The organism is Neobacillus sp. FW104-15D2 (genome assembly GCF_058790155.1).
This window is the reverse complement of record NZ_JBYTCJ010000009.1, coordinates 117,543-132,180: the sequence shown is the minus strand read 5'-3', so window position 1 is coordinate 132,180 and position 14,638 is coordinate 117,543. Positions and strand designations below refer to the sequence as shown.

At 41.1% G+C, this 14,638-nt stretch carries 13 protein-coding genes; 6 read left to right on the top strand and 7 right to left on the bottom strand.

Annotated features, from left to right (window positions below; all coding sequences use genetic code 11):
• Positions 1-12 precede the first annotated feature (12 nt).
• From AC3WR0_RS09575 to AC3WR0_RS09565, 3 genes are all read right to left on the bottom strand, one after another.
• Positions 13-1,206: a DUF58 domain-containing protein gene (locus tag AC3WR0_RS09575; RefSeq protein ID WP_492552100.1), complete on the bottom strand. Its 1,194-nt coding sequence runs from the start codon at positions 1,204-1,206 to the stop codon at positions 13-15.
• Positions 1,203-2,156: an AAA family ATPase gene (locus AC3WR0_RS09570; protein WP_492552099.1), complete on the bottom strand. Its 954-nt coding sequence runs from the start codon at positions 2,154-2,156 to the stop codon at positions 1,203-1,205. The genes AC3WR0_RS09575 and AC3WR0_RS09570 overlap by 4 nt, the downstream gene beginning before the upstream one ends.
• A gap of 265 nt (positions 2,157-2,421) precedes the next feature.
• Positions 2,422-2,913, bottom strand: a complete 492-nt coding sequence (locus AC3WR0_RS09565; protein WP_492552098.1) for a VanZ family protein — start codon at positions 2,911-2,913, stop codon at positions 2,422-2,424.
• 357 nt (positions 2,914-3,270) lie between these two features.
• Here AC3WR0_RS09565 and AC3WR0_RS09560 point away from each other — a divergent pair, with 357 nt between their 5' ends.
• Both AC3WR0_RS09560 and AC3WR0_RS09555 read left to right on the top strand, forming a co-directional pair.
• Entirely contained in the window at positions 3,271-4,200 is a 930-nt protein-coding gene (locus AC3WR0_RS09560) for an MBL fold metallo-hydrolase (RefSeq protein WP_492552129.1), read from the top strand.
• 144 nt (positions 4,201-4,344) lie between these two features.
• The gene (locus tag AC3WR0_RS09555) at positions 4,345-6,258 is read left to right on the top strand and encodes a PhoX family protein (protein WP_492552097.1); all 1,914 of its coding nucleotides are present in this window, start codon (positions 4,345-4,347) and stop codon (positions 6,256-6,258) included.
• A 363-nt stretch (positions 6,259-6,621) separates the two neighbouring features.
• Here AC3WR0_RS09555 and trhA read toward each other — a convergent pair whose 3' ends face one another.
• Positions 6,622-7,269 carry a PAQR family membrane homeostasis protein TrhA gene (gene trhA / locus AC3WR0_RS09550; protein WP_492552096.1) on the bottom strand — a complete coding sequence of 216 codons (648 nt, stop codon included), beginning with the start codon at positions 7,267-7,269 and terminating at the stop codon, positions 6,622-6,624.
• 142 nt (positions 7,270-7,411) lie between these two features.
• Here trhA and AC3WR0_RS09545 point away from each other — a divergent pair, with 142 nt between their 5' ends.
• The 3 genes from AC3WR0_RS09545 to AC3WR0_RS09535 all read left to right on the top strand — a co-directional run bounded on the left by AC3WR0_RS09545 (position 7,412) and on the right by AC3WR0_RS09535 (position 9,616).
• A complete protein-coding gene (locus AC3WR0_RS09545; RefSeq protein ID WP_492552095.1) occupies positions 7,412-8,038 on the top strand; it encodes a DUF1836 domain-containing protein in 627 nt (208 codons plus the stop codon).
• Between the two features lie 21 nt (positions 8,039-8,059).
• The gene (locus tag AC3WR0_RS09540; protein ID WP_492552094.1) at positions 8,060-9,031 is read left to right on the top strand and encodes an aldo/keto reductase; all 972 of its coding nucleotides are present in this window, start codon (positions 8,060-8,062) and stop codon (positions 9,029-9,031) included.
• Positions 9,032-9,385: 354 nt separating this feature from the next.
• Positions 9,386-9,616, top strand: a complete 231-nt coding sequence (locus AC3WR0_RS09535) for a hypothetical protein (RefSeq protein WP_166027518.1) — start codon at positions 9,386-9,388, stop codon at positions 9,614-9,616.
• Positions 9,617-9,667: 51 nt separating this feature from the next.
• Here the strand turns inward: AC3WR0_RS09535 and AC3WR0_RS09530 are convergent, their stop codons facing one another.
• Positions 9,668-10,177, bottom strand: a complete 510-nt coding sequence (locus AC3WR0_RS09530; RefSeq protein WP_492552128.1) for a DoxX family membrane protein — start codon at positions 10,175-10,177, stop codon at positions 9,668-9,670.
• A gap of 245 nt (positions 10,178-10,422) precedes the next feature.
• On the opposite strand from AC3WR0_RS09530, the gene AC3WR0_RS09525 reads away from it, so the two are divergent.
• Positions 10,423-12,495, top strand: coding sequence for a DEAD/DEAH box helicase (locus tag AC3WR0_RS09525; RefSeq protein WP_492552093.1), 2,073 nt, complete (start codon positions 10,423-10,425; stop codon positions 12,493-12,495).
• Between the two features lie 540 nt (positions 12,496-13,035).
• Here the strand turns inward: AC3WR0_RS09525 and ilvA are convergent.
• Together ilvA and leuD are read right to left on the bottom strand one after the other, a co-directional pair.
• Positions 13,036-14,037 carry a threonine ammonia-lyase gene (gene ilvA / locus AC3WR0_RS09520; protein WP_492552092.1) on the bottom strand — a complete coding sequence of 334 codons (1,002 nt, stop codon included), beginning with the start codon at positions 14,035-14,037 and terminating at the stop codon, positions 13,036-13,038.
• A gap of 4 nt (positions 14,038-14,041) precedes the next feature.
• Positions 14,042-14,626 (bottom strand): 3-isopropylmalate dehydratase small subunit, encoded by a 585-nt coding sequence (leuD, locus tag AC3WR0_RS09515; RefSeq protein ID WP_492552091.1) that lies wholly within the window; start codon positions 14,624-14,626, stop codon positions 14,042-14,044.
• Positions 14,627-14,638: the final 12 nt, after the last annotated feature.

The window sequence follows — 14,638 nt, the reverse complement described above, 5'->3', positions numbered from 1 at the left end:
CCTTCCTGCCGGTTACGTACGCCCAATTGGAACGATCGAAGCATCCTCGAATCCGTCCTGTAGCAGAAATAAGCGCTGATTATTTTTTTTCATTTTTAAAAAGTAAGGCTGATTCAAATTTTCAAAGGAACCGCAAATAATTACTACAGGTGAATTTTGCTGCTGCTTTTCCACGCTGTGGAGAAATTTGCTTACTGGCAGGGTAATTCCAATACGTCCAATTCGGGCGAGAAGATCCAGCACCTTTGCCAGCTGCCGCGGTCCTTCCCCCTTTGGCAAATGATACACAGATGACTGGTTTGCAACTATTAGGTTCAAAAACAATTCATATGGGATAGAATGTTTTGCCGCATATTGGGCTAAAAAGGCAATATTTGCGGCGATTGACTCAATATTCCTAATCATTCCCAGTCCATGCCTGATGTCCGGATCTCTTAGATTTACGATAAAGGTCCAGGAATAATCGGCTTTGTGTTCAAACACTTTTGTTTGCAGAGACTGAACCTTTGCACTGGCCTTCCAATGAATTTGTTTGAATGAATCCGAATATACATAATCCCTGGTTGCAACGGGAGACAGGATTTCCTCATGAATGCTGGACCTGACGGTAAAGTCACCATTTGATTTAAAGGAAGTCAGTCGCTCCATGGGGACAGGAAAGGGTGTAGGATAAACCAGAACTTCCTTTTGGATAAAAGGTTTGTACTTGAGCTCAACTGAACCAATACCGAAAAAGTTGTCTACTGTTAATTCCAATGAGTTTATTCTTGTGGCCCCGCGAGTTATTCCTTTAATTGGTATAGACAGAAGGACAGCTTCCTTTCCCTTTAAATGAATCGGTAATGTGAACTCCATCTCGTCGCCATTATTTTTAGAAGGAAAACCAGCTCCTTCAACAATAGACTGAAGTTTTATTTTTAAGGAGGCCTGGAAGACTGGAAGGCGGCTATTCTGGGAAATCTTCAGTCCCAAAAGAGTTTCTTCGCCTATGGAAATCCGGAGGGTTTTCTTTTCATTATCGAATACAAGTTGGTCAGAGACATGTTTAAGATAATAGATACTCATTCTGCTGAGGATTAGCAAAAAAGCCCCAAGAAAGATGAACCAGAAAGAGGGCTGATAAAGGCTGAAGAACAGGATTAAAGCAGAAATGGCTGTAACAGCTTCAAGTGCCTGGATTCCCTGTATTTCCTTGTTCCATATCATCTGCGGACCCGGCCTGTTTCTACAGGAACTTCCACCTGTGTTAAAATCGATTCCACTACCTGGCTGTTCGTCTTTTTCAAGGAAGCATCAAGCGTTAATACAAGACGGTGGGCGAGCATGCATACCGCAACATCCTTGATATCCTTCGGAGTGACAAAGCTGCGGCCCTGTAAATACGCTTTTCCCTGAGCTCCTCTCATTAATGCCAGAGTTCCACGCGGGCTGACTCCCATCTCAATTTCATCGTGATTTCGAGTCAGTTCTGCAATTTTTAAAATATAGTCCTCTACATCTTCAGAGAGTGTAACCTGTTTGACCTCTTGTTTCATTAGTGCGATTTCTTCAAGGGAAAGAACTGCTTCCAGTTTGCTGAAGGGAGTGCCATTGCGATAAGCACGCATAATCTGCTTTTCTTCTTCCATAGTTGGGTAGCTTAGTGAAATTTGCATAAAAAAACGATCCATCTGTGCTTCCGGAAGAGCAAAGGTTCCCTGCTGTGACTCAACCGGATTCTGTGTCGCAATGACCATAAAAGGATTAGGAAGGGAGATGGTTTCCCCGTCAATCGTTACCTGCCGCTCCTCCATAACCTCGAGAAGGCTGGCCTGAGTCCTTGGTGTGGCCCGGTTAATTTCATCGGCGAGGAGTATATTGGTCATTACGGGTCCAATTCTAAGCTGAAAATCCTGCTCTTTAGGATGAAAAAATTGAATTCCTGTTACATCGCTCGGCAATAAATCGGGTGTGAATTGTATTCGTTTGAATGAACCTGTAATTGTTTTAGCAAAGCTTTTTGCTAATTGTGTTTTTCCTGTTCCCGGAACACTTTCGAGCAGCACATGCCCATCGTTCAGCAGAGCAATAACCAGCAGTTCCACGGTATCTTCTTTTCCGATAATAACCTTGCCAATTTCCACTTTAAGCTGTGAAACTTTATCTATTATTTTCATTGAATAACCCCTTGTCTATATTAGGAAACGAATAGTTTAAAATTGAGATACTATTATTTTATATTTTATTTATAAGGACGTCTATTTAGGAATGGAAAACAAATCTATAGGAATAGCAAAAGGCTGCTTTCAGTTAAGCAGCCTGGGATTCCGTGATAGGGCATTGTTAACAACTAGTGTTGATTTTATTTATGCTGATTGTAGCGGAAAGTCCCGAGCCGCCCGAGGAAAGCGAGGGGCTAGGAGCGAAAATCAACATTAAAATTTAAAAGGTTCTTTTATAAAAAAACCGGAATAATAGATAGGCAATTTTGAAGACGATAAATCCCATAATTCCTCCTATGGTATTAAGGATAATATCATCAACATCAAGACTGCCAACTTTTAACTGAAATTGCAAAAGTTCTACTAGGATGGTTGATGTAATAACCAAAAGAAGAGTACGCCAAAATGAGAAATACTTGGGAAAAAGCAGAGGAAGAAAGAAACCAAGAGGCATAAATACCAGAACATTGCCCGCCAAATTAGAGAACCAGGCGTTGAAGTTAATATGGTCGGATGCTTTAATATAATTGCGTATCGTCCAGAAAGGGACAAGATTATAGGCAGCTCCGCTATCCTCAAATCGTGAATGGGCAGACTGGCGATAGGGACTAAAAAATAAAAGAAATATACTATAAAAGATATATAGAGTAAAAGTGAAATAGGAAGTAGCAGCGAATAGGCTTTTTCCTTTAAAGTGGAATTTAGGCAGCATACTTGTCTCCTGAAAACGCTTATTTTGTTTAATAGTTTACCAGAAATATATGAGTGAATGTTAATTATATGCAAGGAAAAACCCTCGCTATTATAAAGAATGAAAAGTATTTTTGGAATGAGGCAAAGCAGTATATACTGTTTATCAGACTTGGTTTGCTATTTTTTAAAGGAAGTGGAGAGTATGTATATCGCTTTAATAGTAATTCTAATCTTCGCGGCATTGATTCTTTTCAGTATTATTTTTATGCTGGCTGCCCCGGTTTTTGGAGGGACAATCTCGAAAAAGAGAAGGCGCGAACTTAATCGTTCAAAAAACTTCGTTAACAGCAAGTTCGTTAATCAAATACCCACCTTTATGAATATGGGTTTAAAAGAAAATATCGGTACCTTAAGAGATTTTATGAAAAAAGGCGGACAACGAGAACCTGGCGCTCCTATTCCGGTCGAAACTTACGTAAAGGGGAATGGAGAAGGCGGCACTAGAATCACTTGGTTTGGACACTCAGCATTTTTGCTGGAAATTGACGGTAAAGTTATCCTGATCGATCCTATGTTTGGCAAAGTTCCTTCCCCTTTTCCTATGATTGGGGGTAAGCGGTACAGCAGCAGACTTCCAATTGAAATCAAAGACCTGCCGAAAATTGATATTGTCCTGCTTTCACATAATCACTATGATCATCTTGATTACGGAACTATTTTAAAAATTAAAAACAAGGTTGACCGATTCATTACACCTCTTGGAGTCGGGACCAATTTGGAAAAATGGGGAATAACTAAAGAAAAGATTTCAGAGCATGACTGGTGGGACAAAGTCAGGGTTGATAACCTGAATTTTGTTTGTACACCGGCAAGGCATTTCTCCGGAAGAAGTCTACTTGACCGGAATGGCTCCCTTTGGTGTTCCTGGGTAATAAATGGGCAGGATTCCAAAATTTTTTTTAGCGGAGACAGCGGATATGCGCCACACTTCAAGGAAGTAGGCGAAAAATATGGCCCGTTTGATGTAACTCTGATGGAATGCGGACAATACGACAAACGCTGGGCGGCCATCCATATGATGCCTGAGGAAAGTGTACAGGCACATCTCGAGGTAAAAGGAAAAGTTATGATTCCTATTCACTGGGGTGCATTCACCCTGGCCCTGCACAGCTGGACGGACCCAGTTGAACGAGCCTCCAAAGCCGCAAAGGAACGGGGGGTTATCCTTGCCACTCCGAGGATCGGGGAAACAGTTGAAATTGGTTTTTTTGAATATCCTTCGTCTGTTTGGTGGAGAGTCCTATAGACAAAACGCTGCCCTTGGCAGCCTTTTGACATTTACATTAATGTAATAGTAAATTTACAAAACTCGAAAATTCTGGAAACATGCCCTTTACATTTTTATTGTTTAATGAAGTAGGTTAAAAAAATTAAAATTGTGGAGGAAATCATGGCTATAAAAATAAGAAGCAAAAAAACAGTATCACTAGCTTTAGCTTTTGGACTAATGATCCCAGCACTTGTTCCGGCAGTGCATGCACAAGACAATAATTTAAAGATTGATTCTGTTAAATTTAACAGCATGAAGGCTCCTGAAACTATTGATGAAATGGTAAAAACATATACAAATGCCTCTGTTGATGTGAAGTACAGTGATGGCTCAGTCAAAAATTTCCCTCTCACATATAAATATTTATTTAAATCTGAAGACAAAATCGCTGATGTAAAGGGCGAAAAAATTGCAGCGGGTACACCTATAGATGTTAATGGAAATCCAATCGTGGACCCAAGTGTTCCTGAAAAAACATACTTTGTATCAGATGCCCCTGACAGCAACAGCTTCCTAAAGCCAATTAAAGGGCAAAACTTTATGGTTACCCATTATGAATACGACACGATTGATGCGGCAGGAAAATCTGCTTATGGACTTGTGCCTGCATCCATGTCCTTGACACGTTTGGACCAGGATCAAAAGACAGGCAAATTAAAAGCAGCTGAGGTAAAGAAAATTGATTTTTCTGAGGTAAACGGATTGTGGATTCCTTGTAATGGTTCTGTTTCTCCATGGAACACACATTTAGGTTCTGAAGAATATGAGCCTGATGCACGCCAATTTGAAACCAATCCAAATTCTCAGGCAGCTACTTGGACTAAAAGCTTTGCTAAGTTGTATTTCGGGGACGAGAAAAAGGCAAATCCTTATTTTTATGGCTATGTTCCGGAAATTAACATTAACGCCGACGGTTCAACCAAAGTGGTTAAACACTACAGCATGGGCCGTAAATCCCATGAACTTTCTAAGGTTATGGCTGATAACCGTACTGTATTCTTTGGAGATGACGGACAGAATACGATGATGTTCATGTATGTTGCCGATAAAGCCCGCGATCTTTCAGCTGGAACTTTGTATGCTGCCAAATTCGTTCAAACTAGTACTGAAAGTGGCGGATCAGGCAACCTTCAGTGGATTAATCTTGGACATGCAACTGATTCTGAAATTAAGCAAATCATTGATAAAGGTACCAAGTTCAGTGATATTTTTGAAACATCGGAAAAGCCGGCAGAAGGCTTTACGGCGATCAAACAATATTCTTATGGAAAAACAGAATATCTAAAGGTAAAGCCTGGTATGGAAAAAGCTGCTGCATTTATGGAATCACGCCGTTATGCGGCAATACTCGGCGCCACTTCTGAATTTAATAAAATGGAAGGCATTACGGCCAACAATAAAGACAAAAAGGTCTATGTTGCCATTTCCGACTTGAGCAAATCGATGGAAAAGGATACAACAGGAACTGAACCATCAGATGACATCCGTCTTCCTAAAAGGAAATCTGGGGCGGTCTTCCAATTAAATCTATCTGGAGGTCTGAAGGATCAGCAGGGCCATCCAATCAAGAGCGGATATGCTGCATCATCTATGAATGCAATGGTTATCGGTGAGGATCTTCCAGCGGCTGACGCTTATGGAAACACTGCAGCTGTTGATAAAATTGCAAGCCCTGATAATTTAAGTTTTTCCGAAGATATGAGAACCCTGTTTATCGGTGAGGACAGCAGCCAGCATACAAACAACTTTGTATGGGCCTATAATGTATACACAAAGGAACTTTCCCGAGTACTGTCTGCACCTGCTGGAGCGGAATCAACAGGACTTATGGCAGCAGATAACCGCAATGGTTTCTCTTATGTAATGAGCAACTTCCAGCATCCAGGAGATGAAGTGGAGGGCAAAACGATTACTGCAGTTGATAAAGAGGAACTGCTTAAAGAAATTGACAAGCAAATCGGAATCAACAAAACCGGCGGAGTTGGATATATCTCTGGTCTTCCTTCTCTGGAAGGTTTACAAAAGGAACACTAAAAAAGATAAACTATAAGGAAATGGCCATCCCATAGGGACGGCCATTTTTTTAATTGTTAAGAAAGCATAAAGTTTAACCTTTTAAATTGTCTAGCTCCAGCGGCCAGCGAGTTTTCATCTCTGAAAAGCTTCCTTGAGTATCTTGCATCAAGTATGACCTTTAGGTGATACTTGGTGCAGCTATTGTCCATCCCGCTTCTCCCTACGCTAAGTCAACATCGAACCCAAGTGCTCCTGCACCACAGCTTTTTCATAGAAGCTTATGTTCAGCTCGTCGCAAAGCTGCATGTCGTCTATTAAGAGAATCCGTTACAGGAAGTTTACTCAGGTAGTTGCTTCGCTGAACGGGCGCTTGCGCTTTTCTTATAATACATAAAGATAAACACTCAGAAAGTGGGCAAGGGTGCCGAACAGAATGAAAATGTGGAATATTTCATGGAAGCCCAAAAGCTTAAATTTTAAAAAGTTTGGCTTGCTTCCGTAAATGACTGCTCCAATGGTGTAAAAAATTCCGCCGAGCAGCAGAAGGAACAGGCCTGTTTTATTTATAACATGCGAGAGTGGAGAAGAAACAAATACAATCATCCATCCCATGGCAACATAAATGATGGTTGAAATCCAGCGGGGGCATTTAAACCAAATCATTTTGAAAAGTACGCCAGAAATAGCCGCAACCGAAATAATAGAAAATAAAACCCAGCCAATACGATCATTTAAACTAATAATGCAAAAAGGGGCGTAGGTTCCCGCAATCAGAATAAAAATCATGGAGTGGTCAAGACGCCGTAGGAATGCAATAACCTTATCCCTTGCCATTACCATATGATAGGTTGCAGACGCAGAGTACAGAAGTATCATGCTGATTCCAAAGATAATCACGGCTGTGATGGCAAACGGAGAGGACTTTTCAATTGAAGCTTTAATTACCATTGCCAGAAGGGCGGCAAAAGATAAGAAAGCACCTGCAAGATGGGTAAATCCATTAATTGGTTCACGAATATAAGTATTCAAACTTAATCCCTCCACTTCGTTATGTAGTTTTTAATACTACATATAATGATACGACTATAATTATATGTAGTCAATCAATATTGAGAAAAAAAGAATTTCATGTATGATGGAAGTAGAAGAAAATGGATGACGAGGTATCCAAATGAAAAAAGTAAACGAAACACTTTCACAGCTTGTACAAGACAAACAGCTTCCTATAGACGACATCCCTCAAATTGATTTATATATGGACCAGGTGATCCAGCTTTTTGAAAAAAGGTTCGGCGGGTCGAAACGAAATGACCAGGAAAAGGTCTTAACCAAAACCATGATAAATAATTACGCAAAAGGTAAGCTTTTCTTTCCTATAAAAAATAAAAAATATTCGAAAGAACATCTAATCTTGATTAGTCTTATCTATCAAATGAAGGGAGCTCTTTCGATTAATGATATTAAATCTGCGCTTGAAGGGCTGAATGAAAAGGCGGAGGCTGAGGAAGGTGTCGACTTTTTTTACGAGAGTTTTCTTCATCTTTCCGCCAAAAATGCAGAGCGTTTTCGGGAAGATGTTTTCATCAGGGGAAAGGAAGCCGAGGAAGAAGCTTTAGGGTGGCCGGAACCCTCAAGTGATCTTGAAAGAGCCTTATTAATTACTTCATTGACAGACATGAGCAATCTTTACCGCCGGGCAGCTGAAAGACTAGTAGACGGTCTTGCTGAAGAACGCAGCCAAAGGAAGGAACAGCATCATTTGGCTGAGAATAAAAAGAAACAAAAGAATCGAAAATAATATTTATTAGGGGGTTTTTAAATGGCAGAGCTTCGAAGACTAGGACAGTCAGATATTAATATTTCGGCACTCGGACTTGGAACATGGCAGTTTAGTAAGGGGAATGGCCTTGTTGGCCGCTACTGGCCGGTGATTGAGAAAGAGGATGTCAGAGACATAGTCAGAATGAGCCTTGAAGGCGGAATTAATTGGTATGATACAGCGGAGGTCTATGGAAAAGGAAAATCAGAAGAAGCTCTGGCAGATGCCTTGAATGCACTTGGTGAAAAAGCCGGGGAGGCTTTAATAGCGACCAAATGGTGGCCTGCCTTCCGCACAGCGGGCTCCATTACCGCAACGATTGACCAGAGGATCGAGGCGTTAAAGGGAAGAACAATTGACTTATACCAAATCCACCAGCCGTTTTCTTTTTCGAGTGTAAAGGCAGAGATGGAAGGTATGGCGGCCTTATTAAAAGATCAAAAAATTCGTTCAGCTGGAGTCAGTAATTTTAACGAAACTAAAATGAGACAGGCACATGATATATTGAAGCAACATGGCTTTCCGCTGGTATCCAATCAGGTAAAATACAGTCTTCTTGACAGAAGAATTGAACATAACGGGGTTTTGTCAGCCGCAAAGGAACTTGGAATAACTATTATTGCTTATTCACCGCTTGAACAGGGTATTCTTTCTGGAAAGTTCCACAAAAATCCTGAGCTTTTAAAAAATGTATCCGGTCCCCGTAAGTATATATCCCATTTTAAGCCATCTGGTCTTGCCAAAACAAAGCCTTTAATTGATGTGCTTGAACGATTGGCAAAGGAGTACAACGCTTCAGCAAGCCAAATCGCTTTAAACTGGCTGATTCATTTTCATGGAGAAACCGTTGTAGCTATCCCAGGTGCATCTAAGAAGCATCATGCTGAAGAAAATATTGGCGCACTAACTTTTAAACTCACACAATCTCAAATGGACGAGATCGACAGACTTTCAAAGGAAGTAGCTAAATAGAATAAATGATATATCAAAGGGTCATCATGAATTGGTGACTCTTTTTCTTTCCGCCCTAAGTGGAAACTAGGTAACAAAAGGTTCACCTTAGTGCCTACCCTGATTCATAATAGGAAAAACGGTAACAAGAGAACCGTCAGCATGCCCTTTTTTGGTTTTTAAAAGGGAAAGTGGTAACGAATGATCCGGCCATCCATCCCGACCGTCAATGAAATAAAAATTCAACCAAAATTTCTCTTTTTAAAAGAGAAGGAATGAACTATAATGGAATTATAAAAGTTCACAAATTTGTCGAAAATAAATAGTGACATTGCGCGGGTTTTGGGTTATTTTGGTGAGTTTAGGAGGATGGACATGATTAGAGCGGCAATCGCAGGAGTACTAGGGTTTATCTTGATATTTATCGAATCTCTAATTGTTATGTGGCTTAAAGGATTACAAACAATCGAGTTCGACGGAATGTCTCCGTTTATCAGCATATGGGCAATGAATTTTTTCCTCGTCTTCACAATAGCTACCCATATTCAAACCTGGTTTGTTAATCGTCCAAATTTCAATAAAGCAGAAGAAGATAACTTCTATTAATAGAAAAAACGCCTCAGGATACCGGCAATCCGGACCGAGGCGTTTTTTTATTTAAACATTTTGCTGAATCGCATTATTTCTTTTGAAAACAGTTTTCCTGATAAAGGGAACAACCCAGCGGTCTAAGCCGAATTTTCCAGCGTTCAAGCCAGCGAATAGGATGATTGCTCCGATAAAAAGGTCAGTTGGAATGTGAGATACTGTTCCAGCAAGGAAGAAAGAAAAGTTCATCAGAAGTCCAAAGAACATTGCTGCAGTAGTCAGGCATCCAAGAATTAAGCCAAGCCCTACCAGGAATTCACCGAGAGGAACGACTGTATTGAAAATATCAACGTTTGGAAGTGCAAAGCCTTTTAAGAAAGATACATACCAGCCGTAAACAAGTGAACCGTCGGGACCTTTGACCGGATTGGCAACGGCGCCTTTCAAGTAACCAGAAGCATCAAACCCGCCAGTCAGTTTATGCAGACCCGCAGTCAGCCAAGAGTAGCCTAAATATATACGTAAAACTGCTAAAATCCCAGAAGCTATAACATTTTCCCTTAACCATTTAACCATGATTAATCTCCCCTTTTTTGTTAATAAGTTTTATACGGTGTTTACACTGTTAATATATCAGATAGAATGTTAAAAAAGCATAGATTTTCCAGGTATTCACATATCTGTAAAAAAGGTTTGAACAAATTGTAAACACCTAAAGTTTTACAAAAAAACAGTTGCAAAGACTTTGCCTATTTGCATTTTCCTTACATCAACGGCAATAATAGGGAAAGTGGAAAAAAGGAATAATGAAAGCAGGGGTATTATTGACTGATTTTTTATCATTAGGAATATCGCAGGCTTATGCGAATCTATTAAAAACAAACGGGATTACAGTACCGACGCCTATTCAGGAAAAGGCTATCCCTCCAATAATGGAAGGAACGGATGTTATAGCCCAGGCTCAGACGGGAACAGGAAAAACATTTGCTTTTGTCCTGCCAATCTTGGAAAAGCTCAACCCGGAAGCGAATCATGTTCAGGCATTAATCGTAACGCCTACAAGGGAATTAGCGCTTCAAATAACAAGTGAAATTAATAAATTTATTGAAGAGAGAGAAGATATTCTCGTTTTGGCGGTTTATGGAGGCCAGGATGTAGAGAAGCAATTGAAAAGGCTTAAAAAAGGTCCGCAAATTGTAGTTGGAACTCCGGGACGGATGCTCGACCATATTCGCCGGGGCACGGTTCAATTATCAAGAGTATCGTTTTTGGTATTGGATGAAGCAGATCAAATGCTGCATATCGGCTTTCTAAATGAAGTTGAAGAAATTATTAAGGAGACGCCGCGAAGCCGGCAGACCTTGCTTTTCTCTGCTACTATTCCAGATGAAATCAGAAAATTAGCGGGGCGGCATATGCGCAGCCCGGAGAACATTCAAATCCAAAAGAAACAAGCACCGGCATTAAGCGTAAACCAGCTTGCAATACATTCTACAGACCGTGCAAAGCAGGCTGTACTGATGAATTTAATTGAAACACATCGCCCATTTTTAGCTGTTATTTTTTGCAGAACGAAGCGGAGAGTAAGCAAGCTTTATGAGGTACTGAGAGCAAACGGTTATCAATGTGATGAATTACATGGAGACCTGTCGCAGGGAAAAAGGGAACAAGTTATGGAAAGATTCCGGAAGGCTGAAATCCAGCTTTTGATCGCTACAGATGTGGCAGCAAGAGGACTGGATGTCGAAGGAGTAACCCACGTATTTAATTACGATATCCCTCAGGATACGGAAAGCTATATTCACCGGATCGGCAGAACAGGACGCGCAGGACAAAATGGGCTTGCCATTACTTTGTACAGTGCAAAGGATAAAGAGGATCTTTATTCCATTGAAAAAGATTTAAACATCACCATAAAAAAAGAAAATAGTGAACAATCCGTCTCCCAGGAAGATAAAAATGAAGATGAGAGAGCGGATCGTGGCAGGAAAGAGAGCAAGCCAAAAGCATTTGGAAAGAGAAGTGGGGACCGAAGCCGTAAACCACAGCGTGAAGGTGGAAGAGGGGCAGCTCAAAAGCGGGTAACTGGAAACGGCAGGAGAAATGAAGAAAGCAGGACTTCTAATGATCGCCCTTTTTCTAAAGAGGGGGATTCCTTTAGGGGCAATGAGGGCAGAAACCGGCCTGCTGGAAGAAGTGCTTCGCCGTCATCAGGTAATGGAACACGGCGTGAACGAATGGATGAAAGAGGGTCAAAGCCTGCTCGGAGAACGGATGACCGAATAGGGAACGATGAAGAAAACAAATCTTCGCGTTTTAAAACGGACCGTCCATTTACAAGAAGTAATGAAGGAAGAAACCAGCGTCCAGGGAAACGTGATTCAGAAGGTGTAGGTACAAGGCGGGAACGAATGGATGAAAGAGGGTCAAACCCTTCTCGGAGAACGGATGACCGAATGCGGAACGATGAAGAAAACAAATCTTCACGTTTTAAAACGGACCGTCCATTTACAAGAAGCAATGAAGGAAGAAACCAGCGTCCAGGGAAACGTGATTCAGAAGGTGTAGGTACAGGGCGTGAACGCTTGGATGAAAGAGGGTCAAAGCCAGCACGGAGAACGGATGACCGAATGCGGAAAAATGAAGAAAACAAACCTTCACGTTTTAAAACGGACCGTCCGTTTACAAGAAGCAATGAAGGAAGAAACCAGCGTCCAGGGAAACGTGATTCAGAAGGTGTAGATACAGGGCGTGAACGCTCGGAAGATAGAGATGTAAACCGAGGAAGAAAGCCGGAGTCGGGTAAAAAATTCGGAGCAAGACCGGGTAAATCAGGTAGACCAGCTGCAAAAAAAACGAGAAACAATCCAAGCCAGGGTGGCGGTAAAAGGAAATAAAGGCGAAGGGTGAAATCATCTGATTTCATCCTTTTTTAAATTTTGAACTTTAAACTCTAAGCCCCAGACCTAATTAAATTTCCAAAAGGTGTAGGTGTGGAAATTACATCCGAAAAGGGAAGGTGCAGGACTAAATTTGCGAGCGTCATTTCCAAAGGGAATGGCGTATATGTCAACGGTGCTAATAAAGATGCCTATGTTGTCATGATGTAGATATGGATACAGGCGGAGGGGGAAACTAAGTTTAAGATGGAATAAGTAGAAGTTTTCCGTTTTTAGGTAGAAGTTAAAATAAAACAGGTAGAAGTTTTTTTAAAATAGGTAGAAGATTTACGAATTGAGGTAGAAGTTTTTCCTTAGAATGAAACCAAGTTTAAATTTGCAGAACCGAACCTGAGATTTGTAGAAAGCGAACTTAATTTTGTAGAATAGCCTATCCAATTTGCAGAATGAGCTCTAAAATAGCAAAAAGCCCTGGAGTCTTCCCGGGCTTTTGCTATTTTATATACTTTTAAATTGGAGTATTACCACTTTCTATCTCTATGCCAGACACGATAGCAAATTCTGCCCAGCTAAACTCTGAATTTGAGGCATTCTTGAAAGATCGATATTTCCTCCGCTGACAATTACCCCGCAATGGGCTGAGCGAAGATGGCGGGCATGGGCGAGAACCGCTGCAAATGCAGCAGCTCCGGCTCCTTCAATTAAAGTTTTTTTGCGTTCAAGCATAAAGATCATGGCTGCTGCAATATCGGTATCCGATACGGTAAAGATATCATCTACGAAATCTTTAATAATAGGAAAAGTCAGTTTGCCTGGCTGCTTTACAGCAATTCCATCCGCTATAGTGGAGACACCTTTTGAAGTATCCAATTTATAGCCGTGGAATTGATTATATATTGCACTTGCTCCTTTAGCCTGAACACCAATTATCTTAATTTTAGGATTTACCATTTTGGCCGCTACCGCAATGCCTGAAATTAATCCGCCTCCTCCAACTGGTACGAGGATTGTATCAAGTAAAGGTTGCTGTTTCAGCATTTCAATGGCTATGGTTCCCTGACCGGCCATCACATCGTAATCATCAAAGGGATGAACAAAGGTGCTTTTTGACTCCTGCTGTTCCGCAAGAGCTGCCTCGCAGGCTTCATCAAAGGAGGCCCCCTTTAAGACAATGGTTGCCCCATAGCTTCTGGTTGCCTGGATTTTAGCGTCCGGTGTCTTTTCGGGAACATAAATTTTGGCTGAGATGCCCCGTTTTGCTGCTGCTAGGGCCACCCCTTGAGCATGATTGCCTGCAGAGGCAGTAATGACACCATATTTAACTTGTTCGTTAGAAAGGTTGGCAATTTTAAAGCTTGCACCTCTTACCTTAAAGGCACCCGTTTTTTGCTGATTTTCCATTTTAAAGTATACATTCATCCCTGCCAATTTATTGACAGAGGTTGATATAGAAAGGGGAGTATGATGTACGACCGACGAAAGATGTTCCATCGCTTCCTTTACCTTTTCTTCTGTTAAGCAATTCCCAATGGGGTTCACACTCCTAGTGTTGTGCAGTTTCAAATTCCTTAATTTTATCTTCAATGTTTAAGGTGATGGCAATATCATCCCAGCCATTCAAGAGCATTTCCTTTGAATAAGGGGAAATATCAAACAATGCCTCAAACCCCTGATTATCATAAATCCGCTGTTCTTCAAGATTTACAGTAAGCTGGTATGAATCCTGTTCGGCACGATTAACGATTTCTTGTACCTGCTCATCTGTAAGCTGGACAGACAGAATTCCATTTTTCACACAGTTGTTTTTAAAAATATCCGCGAAGCTCGGGGCAATAACAATTTTAAAGCCATAATCCTGCAAGGCCCATGGAGCATGTTCACGGGATGAGCCACAGCCGAAATTTTCTCCTGCTACAAGGATGGAGGCACCCTTAAATTTCGGGTTGTTCAAAGTGAAATCTTCGCGAAGGCTTCCATCATCCTTAAAGCGCCAGTGGTAAAAGAGAAATTGCCCGAAGCCCTGGCGTTCAATTCTTTTTAAAAATTGCTTGGGTATAATTTGGTCAGTATCTATATTGGCCCGGTTCAATGGATAGACGAGGCCTTTATGAATTCGAATGGGTTGCATATTTTGTAGCCT

What these genes read in the sequence shown, in the direction of transcription:
- AC3WR0_RS09575 (WP_492552100.1), bottom strand. Translation starts at nt 1,206, where the DNA reads ATGATATGGAACAAGGAAATACAGGGAATCCAGGCACTTGAAGCTGTT.
- AC3WR0_RS09570 (WP_492552099.1), bottom strand. Translation starts at nt 2,156, where the DNA reads ATGAAAATAATAGATAAAGTTTCACAGCTTAAAGTGGAAATTGGCAAG.
- AC3WR0_RS09565 (WP_492552098.1), bottom strand. Translation starts at nt 2,913, where the DNA reads ATGCTGCCTAAATTCCACTTTAAAGGAAAAAGCCTATTCGCTGCTACT.
- AC3WR0_RS09560 (WP_492552129.1), top strand. Translation starts at nt 3,271, where the DNA reads ATGAATATGGGTTTAAAAGAAAATATCGGTACCTTAAGAGATTTTATG.
- AC3WR0_RS09555 (WP_492552097.1), top strand. Translation starts at nt 4,345, where the DNA reads ATGGCTATAAAAATAAGAAGCAAAAAAACAGTATCACTAGCTTTAGCT.
- AC3WR0_RS09545 (WP_492552095.1), top strand. Translation starts at nt 7,412, where the DNA reads ATGAAAAAAGTAAACGAAACACTTTCACAGCTTGTACAAGACAAACAG.
- AC3WR0_RS09540 (WP_492552094.1), top strand. Translation starts at nt 8,060, where the DNA reads ATGGCAGAGCTTCGAAGACTAGGACAGTCAGATATTAATATTTCGGCA.
- AC3WR0_RS09535 (WP_166027518.1), top strand. Translation starts at nt 9,386, where the DNA reads ATGATTAGAGCGGCAATCGCAGGAGTACTAGGGTTTATCTTGATATTT.
- leuD (WP_492552091.1), bottom strand. Translation starts at nt 14,626, where the DNA reads ATGCAACCCATTCGAATTCATAAAGGCCTCGTCTATCCATTGAACCGG.